The following is a 15,516-nucleotide window of genomic DNA, read 5'->3' as shown; positions in this document are numbered from 1 at the left end:
GCGCCCAGAGGTGACACGGCGGGCGCCTCGAGGGTGACACGGCGGGCTGGCCGCCGGTCGCCGGTCGCTGGCCGCTGGCCGCCGGTCGCCGGCTGTCGGCTGTCGCCTGTCGTCTGTCGGCTGCAGGCCGGCTGGTGTCGCGGCCATTTGCCAGTACTGCAGTGGCTGATGTCCCTTGTAGATGCCTTCGACGTCGGATTTACTGTTCGCACACCTACGGGAGGCACTCACCAATGACGAGTTCCAACGCTGCAGCTGAACCACAGATTGAATCTCCGAACAGGGCCATGCTGACGGGTAGGGCGATCACCGAGGCTCGTCTGACAGACTGGCGCAAGCTGGCCCAAGGGTTGCATGCCCGTTACCTGGTCGACGACTTTGGTACTGGCGCACGGTTCGTTACCGCGGTAGGTGAAGCGGGCGATGCGCTCGGACACCACCCGAGCGTGTCGATGGGCCAGTCGATGGGCAAGGGGTACGTCGACCTCAAACTGGTCAGCGCCGACGCCATCTACCGCGATGGCGAGGGCACCGAACACGTCGTCGAATGGGTCACCCAACAGGATGTGGACCTCGCGCGGCTGATCACGAAGATCGCAGCCGACCACCAGATCGACGCCGACCCTGCCTCGGTCAGCGTCCTGGAACTCGGCCTCGACACGGCGCACTCCGCAACCATCGCCCCGGTGTGGGCAGCCCTGCTGACAGGCAACGCAGACGCTCAGGGCCACGGGTCACCCAGCGACGAAATCCGGGACGCCACAGGACGGATACCAAACCTCTGGTTCGGAGACGCCGATGAGCACGGAGCCCAGCGCCAGCGGTTCCACGTTGAGGTCTACGTTGCACCCGAGGTGGCCGAGCACCGAATCAACGCCGCGGTTGCGGCAGGAGGAACCGTCGTGGACGACAGCGGTTCACCGTCACTCACAGTGATCGCCGACCAGGACGGCAACACCGCCGTCCTGTGTGTTGCCGAGACGCCAGTGGCAAAGACGGAATCCCAACCTTCGTGAACCCGGAACAAGGCGGGCAAGGCATGCCGCACGTGATCAAGCCGCTCACTCCGGAGACCTTTCCGGCGTGGCTTGCCCTCGCGCAGAAGCACAACGGGGTCTGGGGTGGGTGCTACTGCTCGTATTTCCACGGCAACACGGAAACCACCGTCAAAAACGACTACAACGGGCCGACGTTTAAACAGCGGCTCGTGGCGGAAGGCGCAGCACACGCCGCACTCGTCTTCGACGGTGACGACGCAATCGCGTGGTGCCAGTACGGCAGTCCGGTCGAGCTGCCGGGGATCTACCACCGCAAGCAGTACGACGCCGGCGAGACCAGGCCGGCACCGTGGCGCATCACGTGCTTCTTCGTCGACCGCGACCACCGGCGTTCCGGCGTCGCCAGAGAGGCACTGGACGGTGCGCTCGACCTGATTGCGCAGGCCGGAGGAGGCGAGGTGGTCTCGTTCCCCAACGAACTCACCCCTGGAAAAAGAACGTCATCCTCGTTCCTCCACAACGGCACGCGCGCCATGTTCGAGAAGGCAGGATTCACGTTCGAACGCCACATCGGCAAGAGCAAGACCGTGATGCGCAAGACCGTCCAACCGGCCCTGCGGCTGACACCGGGGTGAACAGGCTGGCCTGCGGCACACCGCCTATACGCACCGCACGTACAGCCAGCGCGTCCCCCGGGAACAGCTACAGTTCCCCGGCCGCCACCGCCACCAGCTCGGCAGCAACTCCAGTCAGCCGGCGGGGACCGGACCAGATGGCCGTCAGGGGACGGGTGATTCCCTCACCCTCGACAGGAACCCGCAGCAGTTCCCCACTGGCGAGCTGGTTCCGCACGGCCAATTCACTCAACACGGCCGGACCGGCTCCTGCTTCCACGGCCACCCGGACCGCAGCATTGCTGCCCAGCACTTGGGCGGGCTCAACGACGTCGCACCCGGACAGTGCTTCCTGCAGCGCTTTCCGCGTCCCCGACCCCGGCTCCCGAACCACCAGGGGTGTCTCCGCCAGCTCCTGCAGACTGATCCGGCCCGAGCGGTTGGCCCATTCGTGGGTCGGGGGAACCACCACCACCAGTTCGTCCTCCCGGACAACCTGGGCGTTGAGCTGAGCTGGAAGGTTCGGTGTCTCCACAAATCCCAAAGGGAGGGTGCCCTGCTGCACCTCCTGGATCACCTGCGCCGAGTTCTGCACCTGAACATCAACGCGTGCCTCCGGCAACCGCCGTTTCAATTCGGCGAGCCAGACAGGCAGCAGTGTTTCCGCAATGGTGTTGCTGGCCCCCAGCCTGAGTTCCAACGGCTCGCTGCCGCCCCTGGTGTGCACCACTTCAGTGAAGCGCCGCGCCGCCTCCAGCAGTTCCCGGGCGGAATCGGCCAGCAGGAGTCCCGTCGCCGTAGGTGCCGAACCGCGCGGGCTGCGCTCAAGCAGGGGCGTCTTCACCTCCGCTTCCAACTCGGCAATGGCCCGGCTCGCGTTGGGTTGGGCCATGCCCACTTTCCGGGCACCGGCACCGACGCTGCCCTCATCCACCACGGCAACGAACAGATCCAGCACCTGAAGGTTCGGCCATGCTTCAGCCATATCAAAAGCATATAAACCCATGCCCGATTGCGGGCTACCCCGCCGTCCGATCCGGTGGGAACATCGAAAAGAACAACCCCCGACACTTCACCGAAAGGAACTATGCGCAAGAGCATCCTCGCCCTGCTGATTGCCGGGCTGCTCGCCGTCGTCGGCCTGGTTTCCTGTACGGCGTCGAATTCCGGACAGTCGGGAGACACCGCCACGGCGGAAGCATCGGCCAGCCCGTCGGCAGAGGTCACCGTCCCGGCTGACCGAATGGACCAGGTGGCACCCTCCGATGCCCAGGCCATCACCGACCCGGCCAACCCCGAGGCCACGCTCGTTCTCTTCACCGACTACCAGTGCCCCTACTGCGCGCAGATGGACAGCGTGATCCAAGAGGTCAAGGACAACTACGGAGACCGGGTCCGCATCCTGGTGCGGAACTACCCCCTGCCGAAGCACGCGAACGCCGCACCGGCCGCACAAGCTGCGGAAGCCGCAGCGGAGCAGGGCGCGTTTGAGGAAATGTCCGCATCGATCTTCGAGCACCAGCAGGACTGGAAGACCCTGAGCGCGGAGGAGGCAGAGGACGCCTTCGTCTCCTACGCCGAGGACCTCGGACTGGACACGGAAAAGTTCCGCACCGACTACTCCTCGGAAGAGATCAGGAACCGGGTGAACAAGGATCTGCAGGACTCCCAGGACCTCCAGCTGCCCGGTACTCCCTCGCTGATCCTCGACAACCGGATCCTGGAGCTCGACGCCGTTGACTACGGTGCCATTCAGGAACAGCTGGACGCCGCCCTGCCCAACTAGGCAGTCGCCGAAAGTGTGATCGAAAGCACACTGATGACTGGGGGGCTTCGATAACAGGTTTATACCGATCTTGGGATAAAAATGTCTCATGACTATCGAAGCCGGCTCCGTCCGCCCTGCCTGGCGCCGCCTCTTCGGCGTCCCGCTCTGCGTCTCCGTTGTCTTCACCGTGCTTATGCTGGCCACAGCAGTGTGGGCCGACCTTCCGATCCGTGACCCGGATGGTTTCCTCGGTCCCAGCTTTATCCGCCTGCCGCTGATTGGTCTGCTGATGATCGCGGTCGACGTCGTCCCCCGCGCCTTCTCCCGGCGGTCGGAACTGGGCGGTCTGGGCAAGGCAGTCTGGGACGTGCTGCGCACCCGATGGTCCGGTTCCCGGCTGGGCGTCGCGGTAGCCGGATTGATCACGTTCTACCTCGCGTACCTGTCCTACCGGAACTTCAAGAGCTTCCTGCCCTTCCTGCAGGAACGCCTCACAGACGGCATGCTGATCGAATCCGACGAGTGGTTTGCCTTCGGCGCCCATCCCGGGGACCTGCTGCAGGACGTCCTCGGCACGGGCATCACCGCCGACGTGCTCTCTGCCGTCTACATGGCGTACATGGTCTTTGTTCCGGCGACCCTGGCCGCGGGCCTGGTCTGGTCGGACAACCTCCGCCGCGGCGCCTGGTACGCCACCGCACTGTCCTTCAACTGGATCCTGGGCACGGTCAGCTACTACGCACTGCCCTCCCTGGGCCCGATCTACGCCGAACCGCAGCGTTTCACGGACCTGCCCGAAACCGCCGTCAGCGGCCTGCAGGAAAGCCTTTACGAGAACCGCATTGAGGTCCTCGCCGACCCGTTCGCTACGAACGATGTGCACGGGATTGCCGCCTTTGCGTCCCTGCACGTTTCCATCGTCTTCACGGCCGCCCTGGTAGCGCACCTGACCCGCCTCCCGAAGGTGGTGCGCTGGGTCCTGTGGGCCTACGTGGTCCTGACCGCACTGGCCACCGTGTACTTCGGCTGGCACTACATAGTGGACGGCATCGCAGGCTTCGCCCTCGGCGGCATCTCCGTCTGGCTGGCGTCCAAGGCAGTGGGCGGCGGAGCCCCCCTCAAGCCGGAACCGGAAGAGAAGCTTCCGCAGCTCGAGACCGCCGGGGTCTAACTCCGGTGCGGTAACTTCCGGCCCCCTACGGTCCCCGCACGACGGCGCCACCCGGCCTGCGCTGCCTTGTGTACAGCTCATGTCCCCTACCGACCTTCCAGGCAGCATGAGCTGTACAGAAGACGCGCAAGACGGCTCCGGCGCGCAAGAGGGGGCCGGCAGTGGGCCCAAGACGGCTCCGGCGGGGGGCCGGGCAAGAGGGCACCGGAGGGCCCGGAGGAAGGCGGCTTTAATATTTCCCGCGAGCTCTGCGAGCGCGGAAATTTCGTTGCCGCCGTTCCGGGCCCGCAGGCGCCCACCGGCGCCCGGCGGTGCCACCGGCACCGCTCCCACCGGCACAGCCCCCGCCTACACGGCTCCAAACGCAGCAACAGCATTCTGCCCGCCGAACCCGAACGCATTGGTGACGGCGTACCGGACCGGTGCTTCCCGCGCGGTTCCGGGGACATAGTCCAGGTCGCACTCCGGGTCCGGAGTGGTGTAGTTCAGCGTGGGCGGGATGACTCCCTCGACAATGGCCATCACGCACAGCAGGGATCCGAGCGTGCCTGCCGCCCCGATCAGGTGCCCGGTCATGGATTTGGGGGCCGTGACCGCGAGCGACGGCGCGTGCCCGCCGAAGGCGGTGTGCAGGGCCAGGGTTTCGGTCCGGTCATTGGCCTGCGTGGAGGTGCCGTGCGCGCAGACCAGGTCCACGTCCTCCGGATTCAGCCGGGACCGGTCCAGGGTGCGGCAGATCGCTTCGGCGGCGTACTGCCCGCTCGGGTGCGGGGCCACAATGTGGAAGGCATCGGACGTCAGCGCACCGCCGAGCAGCTCCGCATAGACCTCGGCCCCGCGGGCACGGGCATGGCTGAGCAGTTCCAGCACGCACACCACCGACCCCTCGCCGAAGACAAAACCGTCGCGGTCGGCGTCGAACGGACGGCTGGCCTCCTGGGGTGACTCGTTGTTCCGGGACAGGCCGCGCATGGCGCTGAGCCCGGCAAACATCACCGGAGTGATCGCAGCGTCCGTGCCGCCGGCCACCACCACGTCCGCGTCGCCGGCCAGCAGGGTACGCCGGGCCTCCAGCAGAGCCTGCGTACCGCTGGCACAGGCCAGGGCGCTGGCGTTCACCGGTCCGTGGACCGCCAGGTCGATGGCCACTTCGCAGGCCGGCATGTTCGTTAGGGACGAGGCGACAAAGCTGGGGCTGATCGGGCGCAGCCCGTCGCGGCCGAAGATTTCCGTGGCGGCGGAGATTTCCGGATACCCGGAGACCGCACTGTTGATGATCACCGCCGCGTCCGTGTCTTCCAACGTGGTGCCCAGTCCGGCGTCGGCCACCGCCTCGCGTGAGGCTGCCACCGCCAGGTGCGAAGCGCGGGAGGAACGCCGCAGCCGCTTGACCGGCAGGTACGCCGCAGGATCGAAGTTCTTCACCTCCCCCGCAATCCGGGTGGGGAACTCCGAGGCATCGAACGCGGTGATCTTGTCGATCCCGCTGCGCCCGTCCCTCAGCCCCGCCCAGGTTTCGCCCCAGGTGTTGCCGAGCGGGGTCACCGCCCCCATGCCGGTGATGACCACACGCTCGTCCATCTATTCCGCCTTCCGCGCAGGTGCCGGAACATCCATCCGGCCGTCCAGCCAGTCCTGCGCCGCGGCGTCGGCCACCTTGTAATGCATCTTCTTTCCTGTCGCGGTCAACGGGACGTCGTCGACAAAGCGGTAGCCCCGGGGGCGCTTGAAGTCGGCCAGCCCGGGGTGGGCCCGGCAGAACGCGTCCAGCCCGTCGGCGTCGAGCTCCGGGTCCCGCCGCACCACGTACGCCACCACGCGCTGGCCCCACCGCTCATCCGGCACCCCGACCACCGCCGAGTCCAGGACACCCGGATGGTCTGCCAGGGCCGCTTCCACCTGGACCGGATGGATGTTCTCCCCGCCGGAAATGATCATGTCATCCGTCCGCCCCATGATGGTGAGGAACCCTTCGGCGTCCCAGGTGGCCATGTCGCCGGGGTAGATCCAGCCGTCGTGGAATTTCTCCTCCTCCACATGGGGCAGGTTGGCGTAGCTGAACCCGGATTTCGGCGAGCGCATAATCACCTCCCCAATTTCGCTGCCGTCGCGGGCAGCCAGTTCGTGCGGCTGACCGCGACGGGATTCGAAGACCCGGATGACGGCGACGTCGTCGTCCGTGCATGCCCGTCCCGCGCTGCCGGCGTGGGCCGGGAGGTCCTCCGGCCGCAGGAAGGTGTTCCAGAAGCCCTCGGTGGTGCCGTAGCCGTTGAAGATCCGCGGGGTGAGCAGCTCCTGGTACCGGATGGCCGCAGCCCGGTCCAGCGGCGCCCCCATGGTGACGATGCCGCGCAGCGAGTCCAGGTTCCGCGGGTCCTTTTCCTGTTCGACGGCGATCATCTCCAGGGTGGTGGGCGCACCGATCAGGTAGGTCAGTCCCTGCTCCCCCACCCAGTCCAGCACCGTGGCCGGGTTGAAGCTGCGCATCGGGACCACGGACCCGCCGATGTAGAAGAGGGGGTTGGGCCCGCCGGAGTGCAGCCCGCCGCGGTGGAACCACGGGGTCATGTTCAGGGTGCGGTCCGACGGGCTGAGCGGGAAATGCATAATCACGTCGTGGGCGCTCATCAGCTCGGCAATGGACGGCAGCGGCACCCCCTTGGGCATGCCGGTGGTCCCGGAAGTGTAGAAGCGGGTGCTCTCCTCGAAGGTGGAGAAATCCGCGGGCAGGTCCGGCAGGTCCCCGGACGCGGCGTCGACGGCGGCGTCGAAATCCTGTCCCAGCTGCCCCGAGCCCATCCCCCAGTGCCCGGCCTCGCTGCCGCCGGCCACCAGGACCACCGGGGAAACCCCGGAGAGTTCCAGCGCCTGCGCCGCGGCGTCGGTGTGCTCGGCGTCGACGATGAAGACCGAAGGGTCGCTGTCCTTCAGGATGTGCGCGGTCTCGGCCGGTGCCAGCCGGTAGTTCACCGGGACGCTGACCGCACCGAGGCGTTGGGTGGCCAGGTACAGCAGGGCGAACTCGACCCCATTGTAGAGCTGGTAAAGCACCCGGTCCCCACGCCCCACACCGCGTTCGGCCAGCGCGCGGGCCACCGAGTCGACGGCGTCGCCGAGCTGGGCGTAGGTCCATTCCCGGCCCGACGGCGGATCGGCCAGGGCCACGCGGTCCGCATACCGGGACACATTGCGGCGAAAGCCCGCGGCGTAGGTCAGGGAGTGTTCAAAGTAGTTCCGGTAGCGGGCGGGATCGTAGCTCACTGATGCTTCCTTTCACTCCATGCGGCGGGGAGGGCTACCGGCTGCGGCCCCGGGTGGGCCGGTCCGGGAGGGCGACCGGCGGGCCGGACGCGTCGGCGTGGAACGGCGGGGCAATGACCGACAGGCCGCCGTCGACCGCCAGGACCTGGCCCGTAATGTATTCGGCGCCCGGTGACAGCAGGAACTCCACGCTGGCGGCCATTTCGTCGACCGTGCCGGGACGGCCTTTGGGCAGGCGGGAGATGACGCTGTCCATCGGCGCCATGCCGTCCATCGTGTAGAAGTAGTCCAGCGAATCGGACTCGATCAGGCCGCCGTTCACGGCGTTGACGTTGATGCCGTAGGGCCCGAATTCCACCGCCATGAAACGGACAAAGGATTCCACTGCGGCCTTGTAGGAGCCGAGGGCCGCGTAGGTGGGGAAGGCCCGGGTACTTCCGTAACTGGTGAGCGCGACGATCCGCCCGCCGTCGTCCATCAGCTTCACCGCCTCCTGTGCGCCGAGCACGAACGGGCGTACGTTCACCGCGTAGGCCCGGTCCAGGTGGTGGGTTTTCAGGTCCACCACGTTCTTGAATGCGGCGGCGGCGGCGTTGTTGATGAAATAGTCCAGCCGGCCGTACTCCTCCGCGGCGGCGTCAAAGAGCCGGACGATGTCTTCGGGGTTCTCGACGTCGGCCTGCACCGCGATTCCGCCGCCGCCCAGGTCCTGCAGCTGGGCCACCACGTCCTTGGCCAGTTCCGCGTTCCGGCGGTAACTAACGACGACGGCGGTCCCCTGCGCCGCGAGCCGCTCGGCCACGCGCCGCCCGATCCCCCGCGAAGCACCGGTGATCAGCGCTACCTTTCCGCCGCTGTGTTCCACGTGCGTTCCTCCTGCGCCCGGCTGTAGTGCATCACACCTTGTCACCGGTACCGTCCGGGAACAAGACCCGCTGTGAAAAGGCCGCAGGGGAACGGGTCAGGAGCGCAGGTAGGCGAGGGTCGCGAGCACGCGGCGGTGGCCGCTGTCCGACTGGGCGAGCCCGAGCTTCGCGAAAATGTTCCCGATGTGCTTGCTGACCGCGGTCTCGGACACGGAGATCGCGGAGGCAATGGCGGTGTTGCCCAGCCCTTCGGCCACGAGCCCCAGCACTTCGAATTCCCGCGGGGTCAGGGACCGGATGGGGTCCTGGTTGCTGCGGCGGCTGAACAGCTGGGCGATGACTTCCGGGTCCATCACCGTTCCGCCGCCGGCCACCCGCCGCAGGCCGTCCACGAACTCGCCCACGTTGCCGACGCGTTCTTTCAGCAGGTAGCCCACACCCTGGGCACCTGAGGCCAGCAGCCGGCTGGCGTAGCGGTCCTCCACGTAGGCGGAGAGGACGAGGACCGGGAAACCGGGCACCCGCGACCGGAGTTCCAGGGCGGCCCGCAGCCCCTCATTGGTGAAGGTCGGCGGCATCCGGACGTCCAGCACGGCGGCATCGGCGCTGCCGGGCTCGAAGGCGGCCAGCAGGTCATCGGCGTTGTCCCACGAACCCGCCACCTCGAACCCTTCCCCGCGGAGCAGCAGTTCCAGGCCGGCCCGCAGCAGGGCGTCGTCCTCGGCAATTAGAAGGCGCATGGCAGTTCCACCCTTATGTTCGTTGGTCCACCGTCGGGACTGCTCAGCAGCAGCCTGCCGCCAAACGCGGCCGCACGCCGGGCGATCCCGGCCAGCCCGGTTCCGGACCCGTTGGCATCGGCCGGAGCCTGCGCGCCGCCGGCCGGGGCCGCCGTCGCACCGCCGCGGCCGTCGTCGTTCACCAGGATCACCAGGACATCCTCCCGGGAGGTTGTTTCGGTCCGCAGGACCACGTCAATCCGCGACGCACCGGAGTGCTTGGCTGCGTTGGTGAGGGCCTCGGCCAGGACAAAATACGCCGCCGATTCCACCGCTGCGGGGGCACGCAGCAGTCCGTTCACATTCAGGGAGGTGGGGATGGGCGAGCGGCTGGTCAGCGCCGAGGCCGCCCCGCCCAGGCCGAGTTCGTCCAGGACCGGCGGATAAATGTCATGCACGGCGGCGCGCAGTCCCGCGAGCGCCTCGGTTGCGGCATCCTGCGCCCGGCCGATGAACGGGACGGCGGCGGCGGGGTCGGTTTCGGCAGCGCGCTGGGCCAGTCCCAGCATCATGACGACGCCGACCAGCCGGTTCTGTGCGCCGTCGTGCAGTTCCCGCTCAATCCGGCGCAGTTCCGCCGCATGGGCAGCGAGCGCGCTGGCGCGGGCTGCTGAAAGGTCCGAGATCCGGCGGGCCAGGTCCGCGTACCGGCGCGGGGAAAGAATGGCCAGCGTGGCCCCGCTGAACCGGCGCGCGAGCCAGGGCAGCAGCACCCACGTCGCGGCTGCATACACGCCGCCCAGCAGCATCATCAGGAAGGCGTCACCCCAGTTCCGGACGAAGATGGTCAACTCCAGCGGTGCTTCCGGCGGGAAGAGCTGCCACAGCGGTGCCGCCACCACATAAAGCACCGCACCAAAGGGAAGCGCGAGGGTCAGCAACGCGGCCAGCACGGCAAACGCACCGTGGAAGAGCAGCCAGGACAGATCCCGCTTCGTTTCGGGTGCACTCAGCAGGGCCGCCAGCTCAGCGAAGGAATACCGGCCCGTGAGGCGGCGCCGGTCAAAGGGGATGACAGCCGAAGAGAACGTTGCGGCGCGGTCCTGGGCCCGGGCGGCAAACCGGTCCAGGACGTCCAGGAGGGTGGGGACGGCATAGAGGCCGATGCCCAGGGGCAGGAACGGAAGCAGCACGACCCCGGCCGTCAGGAGGGACAGGGACACGAGCCAGTAGCCGCCCTCGCGCACAAGGTACACCGCATCCCGGATACGGGTTCTGGCGCGGTCGGGGAGTCTCACCCGTTGAATTATGCCCTGCGTCCCTCCCCATGTCGGTATAGCCAGCTATACCCCAAACCGGGCTGCTGGCTGTATCGGATCCGGTTTCCGCAATCCGTAGCGTCGAAGACAGCAGGTTCCCCATTCATCACCGCTTCGACCAAAGGATGACCCGATGTTTACCGACGCTTCCGAATTCTCCGGCCCGGCAGCCCTGCAGCTGCAGGGCGTGTCCAAGAGCTACCGTTCCGGCAACGCCACCGTTCCGGCCCTCCGGGATGTTTCCCTCGCCGTTCCGGCCGGCACCTTCACCGCGGTCATGGGCCCCTCCGGCTCGGGTAAAAGCACGCTGCTGCAGTGCGCGGCCGGACTGGATGCCCCGGACCGCGGCCGGGTGCTGCTGGGAACCACCGAAATTTCGCAGCTGCGCAGCAAGGCCCTGACCCGCTTCCGCCGGGACCACGTCGGTTTCGTCTTCCAGTCCTACAACCTGCTCCCCCAGCTCACCGTGTCGCGGAATGTGACGCTTCCGCTGCTGCTGGCCGGACGCGGCACCGACAAGGTCTGGCTCGACTACGTGCTGGAGGCCGTGGGACTCGCGGGCCTGGGCGAACGGAAACCCCAGGAACTCTCCGGCGGGCAGCAGCAGCGCGCAGCCATTGCCCGGGCGCTGATCACCCGGCCCGACGCCGTCTTCGCCGATGAACCCACCGGCGCCCTGGATTCGGGCACCGCACGCCAGGTGCTGGACCTGCTGCGGCACACGGTTTCCGCCCTGGGCCAGACGGTGGTGATGGTGACCCACGATCCCGTGGCCGCCGGCGCCGCCGACACCGTCATTTTCCTAGCGGATGGACGACTCGACGGCAGCCTGACCGGTGCCACGGCACTGGACGTCAGCGAACGCATGGCCACCCTTGGGGAGCGCTAACATGTGGACACTTGCCAAAGCCTCCATCCGGCACCACCGCGGCGGTTTCGCCGGGGTCTTCGTGGCCGTGTTCCTCTGCGCCGCGCTCATCACCGCGATGGGTGTCCTCATTGAGTCCGGCACCCGCGGCGGCATCGCCCCGCAGCGGATGCAGGGCGCCGACGTCGTTGTGGGGGCGCCGCAGTCGCATCCCGTAGTTGAGGACATGGACGCCCCCTTCGCCGAGCGGGTCCTGCTCCCCGCGGACGCGGTCGTGGAGATTGCGGCCGTCCCCGGCGTGGACCGGGCGGTGGGCAACATTGACGTGCCGCTGGCCACGACCGACGGAACAGCTGTTTCGGCGTCGGCCTGGGACTCCGCTGCCCTGGCTCCCTTTGAGCTGACCTCCGGGGACGCACCAATGAAGCTGACGGACGTCGTGGTCGATGAGTCCTTCGGTGTGGCTCCGGGCGGCCGCCTGGTGCTCAGCCACGGCGGCGAACCGTCCGAGTACACCGTCTCCGGCCTAGTTGCGGCGGACGCGGGCGCCGGGCCCTCCGGCCCTGCCGCCTTCCTCAGCACCGCCGGGGCGCAGGCCCTCTGGCCGCACGGCGAGACGGTGGCAACGGTAGGGGTGACGGCTGAGCCCGGTGTTCGCCCGGAGCAGCTTTCCGCCGACATCGAGGCGCAGGTGGCCGGCGTCGTGGGTTACACCGGTGACCGCCGCGGAGATGTGGAGAACCTGGGCGGGTCCGCGGCCCGGTCAACGCTGCTGCTGCTGAGCGGCTCGCTGGCGGGGGTGGCCGTGATGACCGCCGTGTTTGTCACCGCCGGAACACTGTCCCTGTCCATCATGGGACGCCGGCGCGAGTTCGCCATGCTGCGGGCCGTGGGGGCCGGAGCCAACCAGACCCTGGGCATCGTGGTGCGTGAAGTCCTGCTGGTGTCCGGCGCTGCCGCGGTACTGGGCGCTGCACCCGGCTTCCTGCTCGCCTGGTTCCTGGGCGGCCGGTTCGCCGCTGCCGGCGTAATTCCGGAAGACTTTGTGCTGGCTTTCAGCCCGCTGCCGGCACTGGCCGCCGTGGCCATCAGCATTGCCGCAGCCGTGGGTGCCTCCCTGGTCTCCGCCCGAGGTACGGTCCGTGCCGCGCCGACCGATGCCCTGCGGGACTCCGTCACGGAAGCCTCCCAACTGGGCCGCGGACGGGTCATCGCCGGGGTTTCCCTGCTGGCCGCCGGCCTCGTCGCGGCCCTGGCGCCGGTAGCAGTCCCCGGCACCGCAGGACTTGCCGCCGCGGCCTCCAGCATCCTGCTGCTGGTCATCGGCACCGGGCTGATGGGCCCCTGGCTGGTTACGGGGGCGCTGAAACTGGTGCAGCCGTTGGTCCGCCGGAGCCCCTCCGCGTCGCTGGCCCTGGCTGAAGCCAACGCCTCCGCGTTCCCGCGCCGGCTGGCATCCGGGATTGTTCCGCTGGCCCTGGCCATTGCCCTTGGATCGGTGCAGTTCTTTATGCCGGCCACCGTGGAATCGGAAGCCGAACGGCAGTCCCGCGACGGGGTGGTGGCCGGGTACCTGGTCAGTGCTTCGGGATCCGGGGTTTCCGCTGATCTGGCGGACCGGGTGGCGGCGCTGCCCGGGGTGGAGGCGACCTCACCGGTGGCCCGTTCCGCGATCCTGGCCAAGGCCGGTTTCGCCGGGATGGAGGACGGCGTCCAGCCCTACGCCATTCAAGGCCTGGCGGCACAGGACGTCAACGGGACACTGGACCTCTCTGTACGGGAAGGGTCGCTGGACCGGCTGGCTGACGACGGAACCGTGGCGCTGAGCGCGGAACTGGCCCGGGAAGCGGGTACGGCAGTGGGTGAGGACTTCGAGTTCTACTACGGCGACGGAACCGAGGCGACCGCCGTCGTCGTCGCCACGTACGAGCGGGGGCTGGGGTTCGGCGATGTCGCAGTGGCGAATGAAACGCTGCGCAGCCACACCACCAGCGGACTGAACGATTACCTGCTGGTGACGGCGGAGCCGGAGACCGATCCGGCTGAGCTGGCCACCGCGGTCAGCGGACTCGGGCTGACGCTGCTCGATAAGGAGGAACTCGGTGCCGCCGGAGCGGCCGAGCGGAACGCCGACAAGTGGGTCTCCATCATCGCCATGCTGGTCCTGCTGGGATACCTGGCCGTCTCCGTGGTCAACACTCTCGTGATGGCTACGGCACGGCGGCGGCCGGAAATGATGCTGCTGCGCACCTTGGGCGCCTCGGATACCCAACTGCGGCGCATGATGGGAGCGGAGTCCCTGCTCATCGTCGCGGCTGCCATCGTCATCGGTACCGTCCTGGCCCTTCCCCCGCTGATGGGCATTGCCGTCAGCGTCTCGGGGATGCCGCTGCCCACCATCGTGCCGGCGGTGTACCTCGGCCTGGCCGGTGCGACGGCGGCCCTGGGGCTGGGATCCATCGCGGTAGCCACGCGCACCGCACTCCGGCCGTAACGCAGGCGGGGCTTAACGAAGAAACACCCCGGTCCGAGGACCGGGGTGTTTCTTTGCTCTGGCGGAGGATGGGGGATTTGAACCCCCGAGGGCGTTAACCCAACACGCGTTCCAGGCGTGCGCCATAGGCCGCTAGGCGAATCCTCCAGGCTTGCTCCCGTAGAAGCAGATATAAGACTACCCGACACGGGGCCAAACCAACGAATCGGGGGTGGTACAAGCAGGGTTAGAGACCCGGCAATGGCCTGCGGTCATGGATCCCGACCAGGAGGTTGATGACCACCATGGCCAGCCAGGAGTACTTCGCCACATCCTCGTCCAGGAAGGCGATGGGGATGGACAGCAGGAACACGGCGGGAGCGATTCCCGCCCGGATCCAGGCCGTGCGAAGCAACTCGGGCGGCAACCCGTCCCGGAACAGGCCCCGGCGGCTGCAGTAGAGCCACATGAGTGTGTCCACCGTTCCGGTGAGGCCCAGCAACCCCGCATAGATGGCGACGCCGACCGCTTCGTCAGCATAAAACGCCAACACATCCGTGGCATATCCGATCAGGGCCACAAACAGCAGCAGCAACAGGTTCAGCCGCTGAAGGCTCTGGGTGAAACCGCGCAGGCTGCGGAAGAGCCGGTGATGACTAAGCCAGTACGCGGCCGTGACAACAAAGGAGAGCGCGTACGCGGCGAACTCCCGGAACTGCCCGGCTACAGCCTCACCGAGCTGGTCCGCCGGGACCCGGGGAACCTGGATCCCCACAGCCAGCAGAGTCATCGCGATCGCAAAAACGGCATCACTGAAGAATGCGGTGCGGTCAACATCGGGTCCTGAGTTGAACTCCCGCCTGTACAGCTGGTTCCTGCTCACACCGGGCACAGGCCCATTGTTGCGCGCGTGGCTGCCGCGGTCAGGAGTGCCGGGATGTTAAACAAATGAAGGCCCGCACATCAGTGTGCGAGCCTTCATTTATAAAGGATGTCCGGCGGTGACCTACTCTCCCACATCCTCCCGGATGCAGTACCATCGGCGCTGTGGGTCTTAGCTTCCGGGTTCGGAATGGGACCGGGCGTTTCCCCCACGCTATGACCGCCGTAACTTTTGCCCCGGCCGCAGTGCGGCGGGAAGTACTCTTCTATTCTACAACGTGTCTGGGGTTGCTTTGACCGAACCGGCCGCTCTTCGGGAGGTTGTTATTTATCCCATAGCTTCCGGCCGGCGGGGTTGAATCGGCGGGGTTGAATCGGCCTGGTCGAGCAGGCCCGGAAAGACAGTGCCGCTTAAACAGGTCAGGCCCGCACCATTGGTGCGGACCTGACCCTCTGAACAAATATTGTCCGGCGGTGACCTACTCTCCCACATCCTCCCGGATGCAGTACCATCGGCGCTGTGGGTCTTAGCTTCCGGGTTCGGAATGGGACCGGGCGTTTCCCCCACGCTATGACC

The 15,516-nt window shown here is 67.4% G+C and carries 13 protein-coding genes, 1 tRNA gene and 2 rRNA genes; 6 read left to right on the top strand and 10 right to left on the bottom strand.

Annotated features, from left to right (window positions below; all coding sequences use genetic code 11):
* Positions 1 to 233: 233 nt before the first annotated feature.
* Together QNO03_RS13740 and QNO03_RS13735 are read left to right on the top strand one after the other, a co-directional pair.
* The gene (locus QNO03_RS13740; RefSeq protein ID WP_502874592.1) at positions 234 to 1,016 is read left to right on the top strand and encodes a 4a-hydroxytetrahydrobiopterin dehydratase; all 783 of its coding nucleotides are present in this window, start codon (positions 234 to 236) and stop codon (positions 1,014 to 1,016) included.
* Between the two features lie 23 nt (positions 1,017 to 1,039).
* Positions 1,040 to 1,633: a GNAT family N-acetyltransferase gene (locus tag QNO03_RS13735; RefSeq protein WP_289603721.1), complete on the top strand. Its 594-nt coding sequence runs from the start codon at positions 1,040 to 1,042 to the stop codon at positions 1,631 to 1,633.
* A 67-nt stretch (positions 1,634 to 1,700) separates the two neighbouring features.
* Here QNO03_RS13735 and QNO03_RS13730 read toward each other — a convergent pair whose 3' ends face one another.
* Positions 1,701 to 2,597 carry a LysR family transcriptional regulator gene (locus QNO03_RS13730; RefSeq protein WP_289603720.1) on the bottom strand — a complete coding sequence of 299 codons (897 nt, stop codon included), beginning with the start codon at positions 2,595 to 2,597 and terminating at the stop codon, positions 1,701 to 1,703.
* Positions 2,598 to 2,699: 102 nt separating this feature from the next.
* On the opposite strand from QNO03_RS13730, the gene QNO03_RS13725 reads away from it, so the two are divergent.
* Together QNO03_RS13725 and QNO03_RS13720 are read left to right on the top strand one after the other, a co-directional pair.
* Positions 2,700 to 3,398 (top strand): DsbA family protein, encoded by a 699-nt coding sequence (locus QNO03_RS13725; RefSeq protein ID WP_289603719.1) that lies wholly within the window; start codon positions 2,700 to 2,702, stop codon positions 3,396 to 3,398.
* Between the two features lie 88 nt (positions 3,399 to 3,486).
* Positions 3,487 to 4,551 carry a phosphatase PAP2 family protein gene (locus tag QNO03_RS13720; protein WP_289603718.1) on the top strand — a complete coding sequence of 355 codons (1,065 nt, stop codon included), beginning with the start codon at positions 3,487 to 3,489 and terminating at the stop codon, positions 4,549 to 4,551.
* A gap of 348 nt (positions 4,552 to 4,899) precedes the next feature.
* On the opposite strand, the gene QNO03_RS13715 is transcribed toward QNO03_RS13720, so the two are convergent.
* The 5 genes from QNO03_RS13715 to QNO03_RS13695 form a co-directional block, all read right to left on the bottom strand.
* Positions 4,900 to 6,132 carry a beta-ketoacyl-[acyl-carrier-protein] synthase family protein gene (locus tag QNO03_RS13715; protein WP_289603717.1) on the bottom strand — a complete coding sequence of 411 codons (1,233 nt, stop codon included), beginning with the start codon at positions 6,130 to 6,132 and terminating at the stop codon, positions 4,900 to 4,902.
* Positions 6,133 to 7,812 carry a class I adenylate-forming enzyme family protein gene (locus tag QNO03_RS13710; RefSeq protein WP_289603716.1) on the bottom strand — a complete coding sequence of 560 codons (1,680 nt, stop codon included), beginning with the start codon at positions 7,810 to 7,812 and terminating at the stop codon, positions 6,133 to 6,135.
* A gap of 34 nt (positions 7,813 to 7,846) precedes the next feature.
* Positions 7,847 to 8,677, bottom strand: a complete 831-nt coding sequence (locus QNO03_RS13705) for an SDR family oxidoreductase (RefSeq protein WP_289603715.1) — start codon at positions 8,675 to 8,677, stop codon at positions 7,847 to 7,849.
* A gap of 96 nt (positions 8,678 to 8,773) precedes the next feature.
* The gene (locus QNO03_RS13700; RefSeq protein ID WP_229951351.1) at positions 8,774 to 9,418 is read right to left on the bottom strand and encodes a response regulator; all 645 of its coding nucleotides are present in this window, start codon (positions 9,416 to 9,418) and stop codon (positions 8,774 to 8,776) included.
* On the bottom strand, positions 9,406 to 10,695 hold the full coding sequence (locus QNO03_RS13695) for a sensor histidine kinase (RefSeq protein WP_289603714.1): 1,290 nt from the start codon (positions 10,693 to 10,695) through the stop codon (positions 9,406 to 9,408). Before QNO03_RS13695 ends, QNO03_RS13700 begins: the two co-directional genes overlap by 13 nt.
* Before the next feature lie 154 nt (positions 10,696 to 10,849).
* On the opposite strand from QNO03_RS13695, the gene QNO03_RS13690 reads away from it, so the two are divergent.
* Together QNO03_RS13690 and QNO03_RS13685 are read left to right on the top strand one after the other, a co-directional pair.
* Entirely contained in the window at positions 10,850 to 11,605 is a 756-nt protein-coding gene (locus tag QNO03_RS13690) for an ABC transporter ATP-binding protein (RefSeq protein ID WP_289603713.1), read from the top strand.
* Between the two features lies 1 nt (position 11,606).
* The gene (locus tag QNO03_RS13685) at positions 11,607 to 14,078 is read left to right on the top strand and encodes an ABC transporter permease (protein WP_289603712.1); all 2,472 of its coding nucleotides are present in this window, start codon (positions 11,607 to 11,609) and stop codon (positions 14,076 to 14,078) included.
* A 59-nt stretch (positions 14,079 to 14,137) separates the two neighbouring features.
* Here QNO03_RS13685 and QNO03_RS13680 read toward each other — a convergent pair.
* The 4 genes from QNO03_RS13680 to rrf (QNO03_RS13665) form a co-directional block, all read right to left on the bottom strand.
* Positions 14,138 to 14,225: transfer RNA gene (locus QNO03_RS13680), tRNA-Ser, on the bottom strand.
* A 79-nt stretch (positions 14,226 to 14,304) separates the two neighbouring features.
* A complete protein-coding gene (locus QNO03_RS13675) occupies positions 14,305 to 14,949 on the bottom strand; it encodes a TMEM175 family protein (protein WP_289603711.1) in 645 nt (214 codons plus the stop codon).
* 101 nt (positions 14,950 to 15,050) lie between these two features.
* A 5S ribosomal RNA gene (gene rrf, locus QNO03_RS13670) occupies positions 15,051 to 15,167 on the bottom strand.
* A 238-nt stretch (positions 15,168 to 15,405) separates the two neighbouring features.
* Positions 15,406 to 15,516 (bottom strand): 5S ribosomal RNA (gene rrf, locus QNO03_RS13665); the annotation flags it as partial.

The organism is Arthrobacter sp. zg-Y877 (assembly GCF_030373105.1).
In the GTDB taxonomy this organism is placed as follows: Bacteria; Actinomycetota; Actinomycetes; order Actinomycetales; family Micrococcaceae; genus Arthrobacter_B.
This window is presented reverse-complemented; position numbering and strand designations above follow the sequence as displayed.